Below are 16343 nucleotides of genomic sequence, written 5' to 3'. Positions count from 1 at the left end.
TCTGGTTTTGTTGCATTCACAGGATTAAGTTCAAAAATTGCTTCTGCACTTTCTGCTCCTTCTTCTAGAAGTGGCATATCTGGTTTTTGCACCTCTATAGGTTTAGCTTTGGGCTGGCGCAGTGTATCCCAAACAATACATAGGGCACCTGCAGCTGGAGCTAAGTCGCGCAGTTTTGGCGCCTGCCAAGATAATTGACTAAAAACATCTAAACCTGATTGGACAGAAGGGAGCGGCTGATTAGGTAAAACAGAGTGCCACATCCCCTGAAGACTCTCTATTTTAAAAGAGGTTAATGGCCAACCTGTGGTTTTAGCAAATTCGATATCTTGGGGTCTGATTTGGTAGTAAAGCTGATCCCCTACTTTAACTACATAGTGATAAAGGCGATCTCCATCAAAATCTCTCCAGCCTAAGTGTTGAATGTTGGAGAGGTTTTGGGTATGGGAAACCATTTCAGAAAGACTGCCTAAAGCTCCGCCTGCTAGCGCGCCTAACCCATAAAAGGCAGATTTAACAATATTCCACTTTCTTTCCAAGTCTATGATTCTTTGGTGGTGTTTTTGGATTTGTTTTTGGTTTTCATACTGGATTTGATTAAGAATTTGTCCAAAGAGCTGAGAAACATCTTCAGGATTTTTTATTTCTTTTGGTTTAACTCTTTGCAGCATTGCCTGACTGCTGGTTATATAAAGCTTAAGCAAGGCTTCGCGAGCTTTTGTTGGCGTGTTTTTAGGCAAAACAGATTCCAGTGTTTCTGCTAAAGTATTGCCCAATACGCCTCCTGCCATACTGTATAGAGCTATAGAACCAATACCGCCAGTAAATATCCCTACTCCGGCTAAAACAGCACCACCCAAAAGAGTACGGCGGTTAAAAATAGAAACAACTGCTTTTCTAGCTGAAGTTTTTAGAGCATTTTTTCTTGTTTCTCCTTCAGGCAAAATATCAAAATCAAACTCTCCAGCTAAAAAGGCTCTAAACTTTCCTAAAAGGCCGGCTCCATAGCGTTGTTCTATGTCTTTAAGGCGCAGGGCATTAGCGACTTCAGCTACATTCAAAATCTCTTCAAGAGCTTGTTCTGTTGGTTCTTTAGACTCTCTTTCTGTTTCCGCTGTTTCTTCTCCTGCTATTAGGTCATGTCTAAGGAGTTCAGTTGTATCTTCTTGTGGATTTATTTCAGTGTTTCCTTTTTGAATTTCGCTTCTTTCTGCTGTTTCTGGTAGTTTTTTCCTTGCTTCCGAATCTGAATTACCACCTCCTAAACTTTTGGGTTGACCAGTATTTTTTGATTCCATAAAAATTTATTATCTATTTATTTTGGGTAGCACTAGCACTTACAAATTGAACAATTTGGGCTTTTAAAACTATTGCCTCTTGAATCATCATTTTGGGGATATCAATGCCTTTATCAGCAAAAAATTTCTGCAATTCCTCAATTGAGTTGTTTTCTAAAATATATTTAAACTTTGCCAGCTCTGGCCCTTTAAGCATTGAATCAAGTCTGATTAAAACTCTGTCAATAATAATTCTGGCGATTTTGTTTCCTAAGCGCTTCTTTTTCTTGGCAGAAATGTTTTTTAACCCTAAAAGTTCAAAGATGTCTTTGTCTAAAATTTTGGCATATTCCTCAACTTCTAAAAGGGGAATTTTAAATTTCTTCTTTTTTCTGGTTTTAGCCATAAAAAAATTAGTTTTCTTTATTTTATCATTTTTTTCTAATTCCTAAAACAATTTATCCACAATAAGCTTATCTAAAGAGCGTTTTTGTGCTATATTTAAAAAAATAACTTTGTTTATGCCTCAAGATGATTTTACGCAACAACCCCAACAACCACAGCGACCACAACCCCAGCCCCCTTATTATCCTAATCAGGAAACTCCTCAAGAAAGTGCTCCTGCTCCAACAGGTTCTCCCCTTTTGGAGAATCAGGCAGAAAATCAAAATTCTCCTGCTCTGCCAGCTGAAAATATTAGTAATAAAGTGGAAGATCCTTTTGCTGGTTTAGATGAGAATCAGAATGCTCCTGTTTCATCAGAATCTCCTACTGCAGAAACAAGTCCTATAGGAGCAGAGCCGCCAGCTTCTTCTTTAGCGCCCCAACAACCTGAACAGCAGTCCCAGTTGCCTGAAGCTTCCCAAGCTCAACCTGAGCCTCCTTCTGCTATACCTCCTTCTTTGCCGGTTAATCAAGAGGCAGAAAGCGCTGATCCTTCTTCTCCTGCACCACTAAGTCAGGAGCCAGAAAATATTACTCCTGCTTCTTCTGCCTCTGTTCCGGCTTCTTTAGACTCTACCCCTACTTCTACTACCTCTACTCCTGCCCCAACTCCAACTCCTGCTTATCCAGAGCCAACAGAGACAGAATCATCTCAAGTTTCTGCAAATACCTCTACTGAACCTCAAGATTCTTCTTTGTCTGCACCCTCTGTTCAGCCTGAACTATCTCCGGATAACAACTTGGGAAATATGGCTAAAGGTTTAGAAGAAGGATTGGCTGGAAGCGGAGAAGAAAAACCCAGACCTCAAACGACTGAACCAGCAGTAATTACAACACCAGCAGGAGAGGAAGAGGAAGCAGAAGTGGAAATAGAAGAGGATGAAGAAACCCCTAGATATCCCTCTAGGACACCACTTAAGAGAACATCTTCTAGAACGCCAACAAAAGATGGGTCGACTCCACAAGAAAATTTAAATAATCCAGATTCAGACTCTAATACAACTCCTCTTAACCCAGAGCAGTTAGGATCCTAAATAAAGAATTTTTTCTTTAATTGGAGACTCAAATACTGTATCCTTTTTGTTAAAAATTACCAGCGAATATTCTTTAAGAGCTGAAGGTTTTTTTAGACCTATAAAATATTTTTTATTATCCAGATAAGCAAGCAGACGGTAGATTGTTGAGTCAAGTTCAGACTTCTTTTTTTCTTTGGTTTTTAGATTCAGTTCCAGTATTTCTCCAGCAAATGACAGATAAAGAGTATTTTCTTTTTGTGCCCAGCCAAAATCAATTTCAGAAAAGTTTAGAGCTAAACGAAAGCTGTTTAGGCGTTCAGCTTTGTTTTGTTTGTTTATCTGCCAGATGTTAATCTCTTGGTTTTGTCCAGAAACAAAGTAAACCCCTTTTTGGGTTTTAAAAAACTCAATTATAGGTTCATTTAGCTGGGTTATTTTTTCTGCTCTTTTCTTATCTAAATCAAAACTTAAAAGATCTTGGCCAGCGGCAAGAAAAAGGTGTTTAGAGCCAAAAATAAAATCACTGGCTGTGAGTGTCTCAATTGTTTGTCTCTCTTTAAGGGAATAAATAGAGATAGAGCTTCCTTTTTCAGTTATTAAGGAAAAAGCAACAAAATCCTCCTTATCAGATAATCTAACCTTTAATGGAGTGGAAAGCTGGGTAGCTTTAAGGATTAAATCAGTTTGTTTTTGTTCTTGTGAGTATAGTTTTACTCCCTCATTATCAATATAGGCAATATAGCGGCTTTTAAGGCTTATGGTGTTGTCAGATAGAGATGAGGAATTAAAAGAAAAAATCGTCTCTTCTTTGTCTTTGTCTAAAAGCTTTTTAATTTCTACTTTTTCTTTGTTTTGTACTGCGTAATAAGCTAAGGGCTGGGGTTTGTTTTCTACTTCTAGATTAATTTCTGCTGGTTGGGGTTGAGGGAGATTGAGGTTAATATCTAAAGATTTAAATTTTATTTTTTCCCTAAAGATAATGCCCAGAACAATTAATAAAGCCGCAAAAAAAGCCCAGATTACTGTCTGCCAGGAGAAGTGTTTGAAGTCAGGTGTTGCCGGAGCTTTGCGCCAAGAAGTTTCTCTTTTTTTGTTAGAGAGGGTCGCCTTTTCCTTGTTTTCCTTTTTTGGAGGGGTAATATCCCACATATAGCGTTTTATTTTATATACCGGGTGCCTGCTCTCTGGTGCCTTCTAAAGGGTTAGGGTTAAGGGTTTTTACAAAAGCAGTAGTTTCTTTTTCTACCTCTTCTTTGGGTTGGCCATAAGTTTCAGCTACCCATTGCTTTATTTTTTCTGCTTTTTCTTTACTTTGAGGTGTATTTTCTACCACAGTTTGCATTGAAAAAGGACGCTGGGGCATATTATCAATAATCATTCTTATATAAGCATGAAACTTGTCTATATTAGTAAGGTCAAACTCATCAAAAACAGGTTCAAACTCTTTGGCAATAAACTCTGCTTCTTGGGCGCCAATGCGGAAAGAGATTAAAGTTCCAGCATTGCCAAAAACCGCATCTCTAATCTGTTCATCCAGCTGGGCTACATACTGATTAGCTATAGTCAGAGCCAGGCGGTATTTTCTTGCTTCAGAAAGAATTTGGACAAATGAATCAGTGACAAAGTTTTGAAACTCATCTACATAGAGATAAAAATCACGGCGCTGTTCTTCAGGGATTTCTGCTCGGCTCATTGCTGCCATCTGTATTTTGGAAATTAAGATCATACCTACCATTGCGGAATTAATCTCTCCCATTTTGCCTTTGGAAAGATTAGCTATAAAAATTTTCCCCTCATCCATTATCTGGCGAATATCAAAAGAGGATTTTTTCTGGCCAATGACATTTCTGAGCATATCATTAGTCATAAAGCGGCCAAATTTAGAGATAAAGTAGTTAAGCATCTCTGATTTATGGAAATCAGCTGTTTGCGCCATCTGTTTTTCCCAAAAGGCTTTGACTACTGGGTCTTTGAGGTTTTTTATGCATTGATTTTTGAAATTTTGGTCAGTAAAAAGCGCTGGAATCTCTATAAGGGAGCCGCCGCCGGGCTGTTCCATTAAGGTCAGGGCTGCATTTCTCATCCAGTGTTCAAACTGCGGGCCAATAAACCCTTGTCTTGTAGGGTCAAATATCTTGTAAAAAATAGCAATAGCTTCCTGGACCAAAAAATCTCTTTCTTCAGGCTTTTTCCACTCTAAAAGATTAAAACCTAAAGGCTTTTCAGTGTTTCCCCCGGGATCAAAATAGATAACATCTTTAATTCTATTGTCTGGTAATTTGCTTAAGAGCTTTTCTGCCAAATCACCATGAGGATCAAGAACGCCTACCCCCTTTCCTTTTTTAATATCATCCATAATCATTCCTTCCAGTAATGTAGTTTTGCCAGTGCCTGTTTTGCCAATGCAGTAAATATGTCTTAATCTGTCTTTTTCTTTTATAAAAACCTTTTTTCTTTGGCCTCTAAAGACCGCCTCACCTAAAATAGTGCCTTGTTGGGGCAAATTAGCCGGAGGCGGAGCCTGCTTATATAAAAGCCATTTAATGTGCGGTGTTTCAATAAATTGGTTGGGAAAATGGTAAAAAGAGGCGATTTCTTCAGAGTTAAGAATCATCTTTTTTTGTTTAGGGTCAAAAAATCTCAACACGATATCTTTGAGCAGTTGTCTTTTTTGTTTTAGGTTTTTAGCGATTTTAATTTTAAAGCTATTTTTTTCTGGCGAGCCAAACAAAGAAAAGCCGGAAAGAATTAAGCGCAGGTTTGTTGCTGCTTCAGTCTCACTATCTCCTGTGGCTAAAACTCTTGTCTGCACTTCAAATCCGGGTTTTGAGGCTTTTTCCTGAATAGCCTTGATTTGTTCTTCATATAAAGGAGAAAGTTTACTTTCTTGTTCTTCGTTTTCTTTTTGAGGTTGGCTTTTAAATGTTTCCCAAAGCTCTTTTAAAAAACCAGTAAATTTAGAGGTTTGTTTTATCCATTTGGGGTGGAAATCAGCTAATGTTTTGCCTTCCATTAGTTTTTTAGCTGCTTCTTCGCACTCTAATCGCCAGCGGTCATCAGCTGGTCTAACCACAATTTGGATAAGGGCTTTTTGGGTTTTGGCAACCTTGGTTAAGGGATTGGTTAAGCCGTTTAGGGGATCTGCTTCTACCTGCAAATAGGTATTAATAGGTAAGGGGAAATTTTTGGAAAGATCGATCTCAGCTAAAGCTAAGGCTTTTGGCGGTTCCAGAAATAAGCGGTAGTCTTTTATGCTTATCTGCTCAATCTCTGCTGCTGGATAAAAAGCATAAATCTGCTTTTCTACTTGGTTGGCGTATTCAGAAAGGGTGGCTAAATAAAAGCCTATTTCATCTTCTTTGGCTGTGATTTCAAGAGAAAAATGGGGCTGACCTGTGATCTGGGTTTTTAAATCTTTTTTATAGACTGAGTAAAGCGTAGCTAAAAACTGCTCAAAAACAGCGATTAACTCTTGGGGTTGTTTTGGCTGTTCCCCTTCTTTTAATTTTTGCTCTTTGGGTACGCGGACAAGAAAAAATACCCAATTCGAAGAGATCTTTTTTTGAAAGTTTTCAGAGAGGCGAGCAAAATATATCTTTATGCCAAAATAAGTAAATATACCCAAAGCTAAAAGAATAAAAATAAAGCCTATAAACTCAAGCATTAACTTAATTATACCACAAAGTTTGAGGCAGGGGAGTTTTGGTTTGGAGTTTGGTTTAAAAAAAGGGGGAACGTGACTTTCGTTCCCCTTAGGTATCACCTCCTTTCTAATTGTTCCGAGAGAGCTGGGGTTAGGACCCCAGCTCATCAGGGGAGATTGCGGCCCGGGCCGTGCCGGCCCGGGCCGCCCCCGGAGTGGCCGGGGCCGGCGCGCTTGAGACGCGCCAGCCCCGGCCGCCAGCCCACCCACTGGCTTCTACAACGAGACCAGCGGGGAGGGTCCCGACGACCTCCCCGGCAGCGGGGAGTTCATCCCCGTCGCGGAGAGCGGCAACGAGGGCGGCCGCCGCAAGCGCGGCGGCCACCATCGCCGCCAAGATCGCGATGATGGCGATAATGGTGATGGCGACCATGTCGCCACCCCCCTTCTTTTTTGGGGCATCTGCCCCAGCGGAAGTCCGCTGGGGCAGAGCCTCGGAGTTTTCTACGCCAGCCGCCGGGGTGGTCCCGGCCTGGGTCGCGGCCCTTATACGGGCCTCAACCCAGGACCGGCTGACCACTCCGGCTTGGTGGGCCTCCCGCCAGAGTGCCCGGTGGCGAGAGGTTCCAAGGGACTCCCACGGCTCAATTGCCGCGGGAGTCCTCACTGGGCGCGCCCACTGATGCGAGCGCATGCTTCTCGCCGCCCCGACTGCAGTCGGGGCGGGGGAGCTGGCAGACTCTCCCCTTTCGGGGGGAGTCGCCTGCCCCGCCTGAAGCGGGGCAGGCTCGGTCTCATTAGCCGGGGTTTCCCCCTCCCCTTGTTCGGGGAGAGGAATATCTTTCCCCTCCCCAGCTGAATCAGCGGGGGAGGGGAATTCAACAGCGGTCCCCTCCTCCGTCGACACAGGAGAGGGGGCGTCAAACTCCACCCCCGTGGCTGCGAGCACGGGGGTGGCGAACGCCGCCACAATGGCAGCGATGATCACAAATTTGGTGGCAAACATACTGCCACTTCCTTTCTGGAGGTTGCCTCTCTGTGGAGTCCCCGATTCTCTCAATGAACTTTGCTTATTATATTACAAATTATCTTTTTTGTCAATATTTTTGGTTCAGAATCCACGTTCGCGAAAATTTAAAACACTTTTAAAATTAGCTTTTTTATTTTATAGCACTACTTAAACTACTTAAAACTATTATTTAGATTTAAGTCCAAATAATTTTTTGCTTTCTTTCTCCCTTGTTTTTATCCTCTTTTTTCTTTATCTTTTTGTTTCTCTTGCCTCCCCCCTTTTTTTGTATCTATTCATATCTTTATCTTCTTTTTTTGTTTTTCTTTGTTCTTTTTTTCCCTTGTTTTCTATTTTTTCTTATTTCTACATCTTTATATCTTCGCCTTCTTCTCTACCTTTCCTTTCTTCTCCATTTTTCCCACCTTCTCTTATCCCTCTCCCTTTAATCTTCTCTTGCCTAATTATTTCGTTCCAATGTTCTTAAGAACGTCAGAACGTTTTTCTTTATTTTAAATTGCGCATTTGTTTATGTTTTTTATTTTTATTCCAATGTTCTTAAGAATTTGAGAATTTAAAAATATCCTTTTGTTCTTTTTTATTTGGGAGTATTAAGGATTAAAAGGGTTTTAAGGATATCAAAATTATTCCTCTTAGAATTTTGCTTTTAAAAATTTTAAGAGCTTATTTTAGCTCCCTATTTCTTCATTGATTTTTCTAATAGCGGCTAAGTTATGCAAGCTCAAAAGCCGGTGGCCAAGGATTTCTCCTTTGCGTATGAGGTGGGAGAGATAAGAGATAGTTAAGCCATTTTGGCAAGCCGGACAAGTGCAGTTTTTATCAATTATCTCTAATTTATTTTTTGCCCAGCTCTTGCGCAGATCCAGATTTTTGATTTCTAAATTTCTCTTTTTTATTATCTGATAAGCTATGCCGTGTCTGGCTAATCTTGTGGGCAAAACGCAGTCAACCATATCTATACCTAAAGAAACAGCTTTGACAAAATCTTTTGGTTCCCCCACTCCCATTAAGTATCGCGGCTTGTTTTTGGGTAGGATTCTATCCATTAGTTTCACTACCTGCCACATCTTCCTTTTTTCCTCGCCTACAGCCAAACCGCCAATAGCATAGCCGTCAAAATCCAGTTTTATAGTTTCTTTGGCGAATTTTTCCCTGAGGTCCAAAAAGGTTCCGCCTTGAATTATGGCAAACAAAAGTGGCTTTTTTTTGCCTTTTCCACCTAATTTTTTTGTCTGTTTTTCAAAATAATTTTTAGCAATTTTCAGCCACTGGAGGGTTTTTTCAGCTGCCCACTCTGCTTTAGCTTTGCTGCTTTTTCCGGGAGGACAGACATCTAAAGGCATTATAATATCACTTTTAAGATCCAGCTGAATTTGAATGACTTTTTCAGGAGTAAAAAAATGTTTTGATCCGTCAAGATGAGAATAAAACTCAATCCCTTTTTCTTTTATCTTAATTAAGGGCTTTTTCTTCCCTAAGCCCAAAGAAAAAACTTGGTAGCCGCCAGAATCAGTTAAAATTACCCCTTTCCATCCCATCCATTGGTGCAGTCCGCCGGCTTTTTTAATTATTTCTATACCGGGACGCAAATAAAGGTGATAAGTATTAGCCAGTATTCCCTGAAAACCAAAACTTTCCAGCTCCCAAGGAGCAATAGCTCTGACAGCTCCATCTGTAGCTACAGGAAAATAATAAGGCAAAGAAAGGGATCCGTGGGGAGTGCAAACTTTTTTTCTCATTGGATCCCTATTTTGCTTATTTAAGCTCTACTTTGGCGCCTGCCTCTTCTAATTTTTTCTTCATCTCTTCCGCTTCTTCGCGCTTGACTTCTTTGGCAACCTCTGCTGGCGGGTTGTCAACCATATCCTTGGCTTCTTTTAAGCCAACCTCTTGGTTGATTTCCCTGATAGCTTTGATAACCTCAATCTTTTTCTCGCCAGCGTCAGTAATAACCACAGTGGCTACACCGCCGGTCTCTTCTTCTCCGCCCTGTTCTTCTCCGCCGGCTGGAGCAGCAGCCATAGCTACTGGAGCGGCAGCTTGAACACCAAAACGCTCTTCCAGCTCTTTGACCAATTCCGCTAAATCAGCTACAGAGAGCTTTTCGATTTCAGAGATTAGTTTTTCGAATTTAGAAGAGGTTTTTTTCTCTTCTTTGGCTTCTTTTTTTTCTTCTGCCATATATTTATTTAGTTTTTACCTAATTTTTATATTCCAACATTCTTAAGAACATTGGAATAACTGATTGGATTTTAAGCATTACTTTCTGCTTTTTGCTTTAAGATATTGATTAAGCCTGTTAAGTTGTAACTAAGGTTGTAATGCAGTTGCCTGATAGGTGAAGCCAAAACAAAGACAAGTTTGGCTTTTAATTCGTCTTTAGAAGGAAGGGTGGCGATTTTTTCTGCTTCTTGTGGAGAAATTAGTTGTTTCTCAAACACGCCTCCCTGAAAACTTCCTGCTTCATTTTCTTTTATAAACTGGGCTACAAATTTGAAAGGGGCTATTTCATCTTTTTCATTGCTGACCAAAAGATAACTTCCTTGGGGAAGATCTTTGGCTAAACCTGCTTTTTGCAAGGCTTTAATAAGGAGATTTCTTTTAACTACTTTTGCCTCGCTTTCCTCTTCTTTGGCTTTGCTTTTTAGTTCTGCCATTTGTGCTGAAGAAACTGAGGCAAAATCCATAAAAGCAAAGCTGAGTTTTTTCAGTTTTTTAGCCAAATTTTTGACAATTTTTTCTTTTTCTTCTCTTTTGAGCATACCTAATAAAATTAAAAAATCCTGTCCGCCACAAACAGGTTTAATTCCTTAACTAAAGTTTTGGAATTTTGCCTCGGTGGGATTTACGGTTTCCCTACCCACTGTCTGCGGCTGGATCTTAATCTATACTTTTTTTCTCTGTCTGTCAAGATTTGTTTTTCTTTTTAGTCAATTTTAACTTTTAAGCTCGGAGACATTGTGGTTGTTAAATAAACTTTGAGCACAAATTCTCCCTTGATGCCTTCAGGTCGATTTTGCTTTACCTGGTCTATAAAGAAGCGGATATTTTTGAGCAGTTTTTCTTTACCTAAAGAGAGGCGGCCGCAGGGTATATGGACAAGAGCGTATTCATCAGCTCTTATTTCCCTTTGCCCTTTTAAGAGGTTTTCAATTACCTTATCTGGGTTTTCTGTCAAAGTTTGGTTTTTGGCAGTTGGCATTAATCCTTTTGGACCTAAAAATTTAGCATAAGGCGTAATTTTAGCAATATAATCTTTGTTGGCAATTAAAACATCAAAATTAATTTTTTGGTTTTTAATTTGCTTAATTATCTCTGTATGGTCTGAAATTATGTTTTTATCTTTTATTTTTAGCTTATCCACTAAAGCAGCGATCTTTGGTGGTCTGCCTACAGGATAAGGGGGAGTTATGAGAAGACGAAAAGGAACTTTGTCTTTACCTTTTTTTAAATTCAGATTTAAGTGCAGTTCTAAAGTTTCATCAAATTTGGCGGTTTTGTTTTTAAGCAAAATTTCTACCGCTTCTTCTAAAGCGTAGATCTTGTTTTTGAAATTTTTGGCTGCTTTTTGGTAGGCTTTAGATCTTTTTCGCATAGCTGTAAGACGCAAAATAAGATAACAGAAGATTGGTTTTAAGTCAAATGTTTTCTTAATGTTTTGTCTTATCCACACCCATTTTTGCTTTTTAAAACTTTTTTTCATAAAATTTCATAATATATGTCTCAAAAAGCAAAAATAGCTGCCTCACCCCTGATTTTTTACGATGTTGATGGCACTTTGGCGCCTCCTTTTGCCACCCCGCCCTCCAGATTTAAAACCTTTCTTCTTTCTTTAAATACTAAAGGTGTGAAGCAGATTTTATGTTCAGGCAAAAATGGTGAATATCTTGCTGGTTTAGCCCGGGGGTTAGGTTTAAATGCTTTTCCATGGGTAATTGCTGAAAATGGTGGAGTTTTATACAACTGGCAAAAACTAAAAAAAGAGTATTTGCTTTCTAAAAAAGAGAGAGAAGCAGTTAGGTATTATCGTTCCCAGATAGAAAGCCGATATAGCCGCTGGATTATTTTTGAAGAACCTAAAGAGACAGTGGTCACTTTTTATTTCCGCCGTTCCCCTTCTCTTTTTGCTGAGCTGAGAACTCTAAAAGATAAGGAAGAAAAAGTAAAATTTATCCTTCATCATGATGGTGGTTTTGATGTTTTGATAATTGGAGTTAATAAGAAAAGAGCTGTGGAGCGGTTTTTTGAAAAGATTGGTGCTGGTGAAGCAATTATTTGTGGAGACGGAGAGAATGATCTTGATATGTTTGAAGCTGGTTTTCCTGTTACCTTTAAAGATGCTGCTAGTAAAGTTAAAAAAAGAGTTAAGAATTTAGGGGGGTTTATTAGTTCTAAATCTGCCCCTTGGGGTATTATTGAGGCGTTTTCTTTTATTAAGAATAAGAATATTTTTTCTCTTCCAGAGGGCTCTTTTGATTTTCGACCTTGGGGCAAGTGGGAGGTATTAGACGAAAGAGTTGGGTTTAAGGTTAAGTATTTAGAGGTAAAGCCCGGGCATCGTCTTAGTCTGCAACGTCATTTTCATCGCAAAGAGGTGTGGGTTGTGGTTCAAGGCCAAGCTTTAGTGTACAAGGGAAAACAAAAAAAGCTCTTAAAGGAAGGGGAGGTAATTAAAATCGCGCAAAAAGAATGGCACCGGCTCAAAAACCCAGGGTCAAAAACTTTAAAAATAGTAGAAATCCAGCAGGGTGAATATCTTGAGGAAGATGATATTGAGAGGAAAGAAGATGATTATGGAAGGATAAAGTGAATCTTTACTCTTTGTTATCCTTAATAGTTGTAGGGGCAAGTTTCTCTTCGTCTTTTAAAATTTTTAAAAGCAGTGAGGCGGCTTTTTGGGCGATTTGCTCAAATGTTTTCTTTTCTTTGGGATCTATTTTTTGCAGGACAAATTTTTCTGCCCGCATTTTAAAAGGCTGGGGGCCAATCCCAAGTTTTAGGCGCCAGAAGTCACTACCTATTTTTTCAATAATGTTTTTTACCCCCTTGTGTCCCCCACTCTGGCCGGCGAACTTCAGTCTGATTGTTTTTAAAGGCAAATTGAAGTCGTCGTAAACAACTATAATTTTATGGGGTTTGAAAAATTTTTTTAGAGCTATTGCGGCTTCTCCGGAAAGGTTTACAAAAGTAAGGGGTTTGGCCAGAATAATTTTTTGGTTTTCCGGATAATTTAGTCGGCAAATTTCACTTTTGAATTTTTTCTCGGTTTTAAAACCTAATTTTTGATTGCCTGTTTCTTCCAGAGCCTTTAGCAAGCTGTCTAAGGCAAAAAAACCAAAATTATGCCGGGTCTGAATAAATTTTTCGCCGGGGTTGCCTAAACCTAAAATAAGTATTGTTTCTTGACTGGTCATTATTTCAAAAAGTTAGGCAGATCTCCCATCATTGATTTCCCTTTTTGGGCAATAATTTTTTGAATCGCTTTTGAGGCTTCAGCCAAGGTTTTAAGCAGAGCTTTTTCAAGACGTCTTTTGTTTTCTGGTTTTAGCAGTTCTGCTGCTATCTCTAAATTGACCACTTTTTGCTCTCCATTCATTTCCACTTTGATTTTCCCCCCTTCTCCTTCTGCTTCCACTACTGTTTTTTTAAGTTCTTTTTGCATTCTTTTGGCTTGGGACTGCAGTTTCATTAAATCTTTAAATTGTTGAAACATACTATTAAAGTTATTTTACGGTTTTATTTTTCCATTTTAAAAAGCTGAGTGCAAATTTTTCCAGATCTCCGTTTAAAATTTTTTCTATTTGTCTTGTTTCCAAATTAGTACGGTGGTCTTTAACTAATTGATAGGGGTCAAACACATAGGAGCGGATTTGTCTCCCCCAAGAAGCTTGGGTTTTTCCTTTTATTTGTTGGAGTTTTTGTTTGTGTTCTTCCTCTTTAAGAAGCAGAAGCCGGGATTTGAGTATTTTTAAGGCTTCTTCTCTATTCTGTATTTGGGAGCGTTCATTTTGGCAACTAACAGTAATACCAGTAGGTAAATGAGTAATGCGTACTGCTGAGTCAGTGGTATTAACATGTTGCCCCCCGTGTCCAGAAGCGCGGAATGTTTCAATCTTTAGGTCTTTGTTGTCTATATCTATTTTTGGTTCTGGGATTTCTGGGATTACTTCCACCAAAACAAAAGAGGTTTGCCTTAATCCTTGGGCATTAAAAGGGCTGATGCGGACAATACGATGAACTCCGTGTTCTGATTGCAACCAGCCAAAAGCATTTTTGCCTTTAATTTGGTAAACTGCCTGTTTTATACCTGCTTCTTCATTGGTAAGGCGGTAAAGAAGTGTGGTCCTAAACCCCATTTTTTCTGCAAACTTAAGGTACATTCTTTCCAGCATCTGGGCGCAATCACAGGCGTCTACCCCTCCTGTGCCAGCAGAGAGGGAGATAATAGCAGGATAGGCATCATAAGGACCGCTAAATAAAGCTTCTTTTTCCAGTTCTTTAAGCTCTTTTGTTGTGGCAAAGTCAAATTTGTCAACAATGTTTTTAAGCTGGGAGTATCTTTCTGCTTTTTCTTGGGCGCTTTTGTTTTGCCAAAAATTAGGGTCTTGCATCTCTTTTTCCAAAGCTAAAATCTCTTGGCGTTTTTCTTCTATACGCAAAATTTTGCCTAATTCTTCTTTTTTCATTGTTTTGATTATAGCAGATTAGCTGAGCTGGCTTTTAAACCGGCGATACCAGGCGTAATTAAAGAGAGCAAAAAAGAGGGAAAAAGGAATGCTCAAAGCATTGCCAGTAGGAGGCAGTTCTTGCATTTCTGCTCTAACTTGAGGTTTGGGTTTAATAGTTGTTGTCACACAATCTTTGAGCAACATTGAAGGACTTTTGAGATAAGCGCAATTAACAAACTTAGATCCAACAGAGAGGTTTTCTGCTACTTTAACTCTAAAGTACACTATCCCTTCTTGTCCGGGAGAAAGAGTGAATTTTAGGCCTTTATTGCTGAATAGGTCAGTGCTGAATGTTTTTTCTTTTCCGTTAATTAGCAGTTTTCCGGAGTTGTTGATATAGCCGACTACAAGAGGAAGATCATCAGTAAGAGTTATGGTTTCTGTTTTGGAGCCGGTGTTTTTAAAGTAAATTTTATATTCAAAGGTATCGCCAGCGTAAGAAGTATTATTTTCCAGCCAAAGCCCGTCTCCTTTAGAGATATTTTTAACTTTTTTGTCTAAAGTGTAGTTCGCTACTACTGGTGTTGGAGGGGTGATATTTACCTTAACTTCAGCTTGGTCTTTAATGTCTCTTATTCTGGCAGCAGAAAGTAAGGCTTCATTAACTAGGTAATATTTGCCAACAGGCAGATTTTTTACCTTAGCTTTTATATAGACCACTTTTCTTTTGCCGCTGGTAATGTTGTCCCAATGCCAAGATAGATTAGAAAGGGCAGTTAATTCTTTAGGCAAGTTATCTTTTAGTAAAACATTAGTGAGATTTTGGTTGCCTGTGTTTTTAACAATAAGGCGAAATTCTACTTCTTCTCCTGGGGAGGCAACAGTAGATTTATTAAAGTTAATCTCTTTGCGAGAGATATTGCGCACGGTTTTAGAAAGTTCTGCTTTTATTATTTGGGGTAAAAGAATATTAATATAAGCTTCGTCTTCAGCTCTTAAATTTTGGGCTGTAGCCACAGCTCTGTTGGTTAAAGACCCCTGAGTATTAGTGTTAACTTTTGTTTTAAAAGTAATATAAACCCCGTTTTCAATACCAGCTGGTAGTGTTTTTAAAGTAATGCCTTGAGAGGTAATTCCGTCAGCTAGAAGGGTTTGCTTTTTGTCGTCAAGTAATTTGGTAGAATTGGGGATATAGGTTAATCCTTGCGGTAAAGAATCCTTAACAAGAACCTTTTTTAATAGAGTATTACCGGGGTTGTAAACAAAAAGGCTAAATGCAACCTCTTCTCCTTTTTTAGCAGAAACTTCTTTTTGCCAATTATAAGTTCCTCGATCGCGAGATGAATTAGCTACTTTTTTAGTGAGCGCTAATTTAGGTTTAGGAGGAGTATTTAAGCGAACTTGAAAAATTACATAACCAGCATAAGGCCAACATCCTTTTATATTTCCTATATTAATTCCTTTTGCAGAAACAATACCATCAGGAAGATTTTTGGCTGTCTGCGTTCCGTTTGGATACCATTTAGTAGATCCGGGAATATAGCTGAGAATTACTTTTTTGTCTGTTTTTACTATTACACTATCACTAACTATTTGCGCTGTGTTATCTGCCCAGAGATAACCATTTATTTTAAAAGATGTTTGTGCGTTTTTAGGGATATCAACTCTCAAGCGAGTGTTTTTAGCCACAGTTCCCTCTACCCCATTGTGGTAGTAAAAGAGAAAAGAAATAGTTTCTCCTTCTTTAGCTTGGACTTGGGCTTGCCAATTAGTTCGCTGGCTGGAGTTGGCTACCCGCAAGGTTTTGGGGTCATTAGGCATATAGTTAAACTGAGGTCCAGTAGATTGTGCTGGCCTAATAAAAATAAAGTTAGCTAAGACTGTTCCTGTTAATATAAGAGGTAAAAAGAGTGCAATTTTCTTTAAAAGAATACTTGTTCCTTTTTTAGAAAACAGGTTCAAAGATAGTTTTTTCATATTGGACAGATTCTACCTAAAAATTGTTATATTGTCAAATTTTTTTGTATTTTTCTTCTCCACCTAGTTATTTCGTTCTAATGTTCTTAAGAACGTCAGAACGTTTTTCTTTATTTTAAATTGCGTATTTGTTTATGTTTTTTATTTTTATTCCAACATTCTTAAGAACATCAGAATGAGTTAGGTTTTAAAATGTTCTAATAAAACTAATAAATAAAAACCCCCGCTTTAATAAGCGGGGGTCGAGATGTTTTAAGGTACTGGCGGCGGGGGAGGCGGCGCACCGCC

The 16343-nt window shown here is 39.0% G+C and carries 14 protein-coding genes and 1 other annotated feature; of the genes, 2 read left to right on the top strand and 12 right to left on the bottom strand.

Translation table 11 applies throughout. The features are described from left to right. Together J7K05_00460 and J7K05_00455 are read right to left on the bottom strand one after the other, a co-directional pair. Positions 1-1298: hypothetical protein (locus tag J7K05_00460; GenBank protein MCD6194665.1), on the bottom strand; the 1298-nt coding region annotated here is incomplete at its 3' end. Positions 1299-1311: 13 nt separating this feature from the next. Further along, positions 1312-1683: a hypothetical protein gene (locus J7K05_00455; protein ID MCD6194664.1), complete on the bottom strand. Its 372-nt coding sequence runs from the start codon at positions 1681-1683 to the stop codon at positions 1312-1314. A 115-nt stretch (positions 1684-1798) separates the two neighbouring features. Here J7K05_00455 and J7K05_00450 point away from each other — a divergent pair, with 115 nt between their 5' ends. After that, positions 1799-2755, top strand: a complete 957-nt coding sequence (locus J7K05_00450) for a hypothetical protein (GenBank protein ID MCD6194663.1) — start codon at positions 1799-1801, stop codon at positions 2753-2755. On the opposite strand, the gene J7K05_00445 is transcribed toward J7K05_00450, so the two are convergent. From J7K05_00445 to J7K05_00420, 6 genes are all read right to left on the bottom strand, one after another. Next, positions 2744-3886, bottom strand: a complete 1143-nt coding sequence (locus J7K05_00445; GenBank protein ID MCD6194662.1) for a hypothetical protein — start codon at positions 3884-3886, stop codon at positions 2744-2746. The genes J7K05_00450 and J7K05_00445 overlap by 12 nt on opposite strands. A 13-nt stretch (positions 3887-3899) precedes the next feature. Then, on the bottom strand, positions 3900-6401 hold the full coding sequence (locus J7K05_00440; protein MCD6194661.1) for a type IV secretion system DNA-binding domain-containing protein: 2502 nt from the start codon (positions 6399-6401) through the stop codon (positions 3900-3902). Between the two features lie 1677 nt (positions 6402-8078). Then, complete coding sequence (tgt, locus tag J7K05_00435) at positions 8079-9149, bottom strand: tRNA guanosine(34) transglycosylase Tgt (GenBank protein MCD6194660.1); 1071 nt, start codon at positions 9147-9149, stop codon at positions 8079-8081. Positions 9150-9165: 16 nt separating this feature from the next. Then, positions 9166-9591, bottom strand: a complete 426-nt coding sequence (rplL, locus tag J7K05_00430; GenBank protein MCD6194659.1) for a 50S ribosomal protein L7/L12 — start codon at positions 9589-9591, stop codon at positions 9166-9168. Between the two features lie 71 nt (positions 9592-9662). Further along, positions 9663-10172: a 50S ribosomal protein L10 gene (locus tag J7K05_00425; protein MCD6194658.1), complete on the bottom strand. Its 510-nt coding sequence runs from the start codon at positions 10170-10172 to the stop codon at positions 9663-9665. A gap of 3 nt (positions 10173-10175) precedes the next feature. After that, positions 10176-10301: a sequence feature (ribosomal protein L10 leader region), on the bottom strand. A 35-nt stretch (positions 10302-10336) separates the two neighbouring features. Further along, positions 10337-11113 carry a hypothetical protein gene (locus J7K05_00420; protein MCD6194657.1) on the bottom strand — a complete coding sequence of 259 codons (777 nt, stop codon included), beginning with the start codon at positions 11111-11113 and terminating at the stop codon, positions 10337-10339. Between the two features lie 15 nt (positions 11114-11128). Between J7K05_00420 and J7K05_00415 the strand changes: the two genes are divergently transcribed. After that, positions 11129-12220: an HAD-IIB family hydrolase gene (locus J7K05_00415; GenBank protein ID MCD6194656.1), complete on the top strand. Its 1092-nt coding sequence runs from the start codon at positions 11129-11131 to the stop codon at positions 12218-12220. Positions 12221-12224: 4 nt separating this feature from the next. Here J7K05_00415 and J7K05_00410 read toward each other — a convergent pair whose 3' ends face one another. The 4 genes from J7K05_00410 to J7K05_00395 are packed head-to-tail and all read right to left on the bottom strand — an operon-like array spanning position 12225 to position 16055. Beyond that, the gene (locus J7K05_00410) at positions 12225-12824 is read right to left on the bottom strand and encodes an aminoacyl-tRNA hydrolase (GenBank protein MCD6194655.1); all 600 of its coding nucleotides are present in this window, start codon (positions 12822-12824) and stop codon (positions 12225-12227) included. Then, positions 12824-13123, bottom strand: a complete 300-nt coding sequence (locus J7K05_00405; GenBank protein MCD6194654.1) for a YbaB/EbfC family nucleoid-associated protein — start codon at positions 13121-13123, stop codon at positions 12824-12826. The genes J7K05_00410 and J7K05_00405 overlap by 1 nt, the downstream gene beginning before the upstream one ends. Positions 13124-13133: 10 nt before the next feature. After that, a complete protein-coding gene (gene prfB, locus J7K05_00400; GenBank protein ID MCD6194653.1) occupies positions 13134-14096 on the bottom strand; it encodes a peptide chain release factor 2 in 963 nt (320 codons plus the stop codon). A gap of 18 nt (positions 14097-14114) precedes the next feature. Further along, positions 14115-16055 (bottom strand): DUF11 domain-containing protein, encoded by a 1941-nt coding sequence (locus J7K05_00395; protein ID MCD6194652.1) that lies wholly within the window; start codon positions 16053-16055, stop codon positions 14115-14117. Positions 16056-16343: the final 288 nt, after the last annotated feature.

The sequence above is a fragment of the bacterium genome (assembly GCA_021157605.1).
Classification (GTDB): domain Bacteria; phylum Patescibacteriota; class UBA1384; order JAGGWG01; family JAGGWG01; genus JAGGWG01.
This window is presented reverse-complemented; position numbering and strand designations above follow the sequence as displayed.

Bases quoted from the DNA above. Each gene is read 5' to 3' on its own strand.
- J7K05_00455 (MCD6194664.1), bottom strand. From the start codon at position 1,683: ATGGCTAAAACCAGAAAAAAGAAGAAATTTAAAATTCCCCTTTTAGAA.
- J7K05_00450 (MCD6194663.1), top strand. From the start codon at position 1,799: ATGCCTCAAGATGATTTTACGCAACAACCCCAACAACCACAGCGACCA.
- J7K05_00445 (MCD6194662.1), bottom strand. From the start codon at position 3,886: ATGTGGGATATTACCCCTCCAAAAAAGGAAAACAAGGAAAAGGCGACC.
- J7K05_00440 (MCD6194661.1), bottom strand. From the start codon at position 6,401: ATGCTTGAGTTTATAGGCTTTATTTTTATTCTTTTAGCTTTGGGTATA.
- tgt (MCD6194660.1), bottom strand. From the start codon at position 9,149: ATGAGAAAAAAAGTTTGCACTCCCCACGGATCCCTTTCTTTGCCTTAT.
- rplL (MCD6194659.1), bottom strand. From the start codon at position 9,591: ATGGCAGAAGAAAAAAAAGAAGCCAAAGAAGAGAAAAAAACCTCTTCT.
- J7K05_00425 (MCD6194658.1), bottom strand. From the start codon at position 10,172: ATGCTCAAAAGAGAAGAAAAAGAAAAAATTGTCAAAAATTTGGCTAAA.
- J7K05_00420 (MCD6194657.1), bottom strand. From the start codon at position 11,113: ATGAAAAAAAGTTTTAAAAAGCAAAAATGGGTGTGGATAAGACAAAAC.
- J7K05_00415 (MCD6194656.1), top strand. From the start codon at position 11,129: ATGTCTCAAAAAGCAAAAATAGCTGCCTCACCCCTGATTTTTTACGAT.
- J7K05_00410 (MCD6194655.1), bottom strand. From the start codon at position 12,824: ATGACCAGTCAAGAAACAATACTTATTTTAGGTTTAGGCAACCCCGGC.
- J7K05_00405 (MCD6194654.1), bottom strand. From the start codon at position 13,123: ATGTTTCAACAATTTAAAGATTTAATGAAACTGCAGTCCCAAGCCAAA.
- prfB (MCD6194653.1), bottom strand. From the start codon at position 14,096: ATGAAAAAAGAAGAATTAGGCAAAATTTTGCGTATAGAAGAAAAACGC.
- J7K05_00395 (MCD6194652.1), bottom strand. From the start codon at position 16,055: ATGAAAAAACTATCTTTGAACCTGTTTTCTAAAAAAGGAACAAGTATT.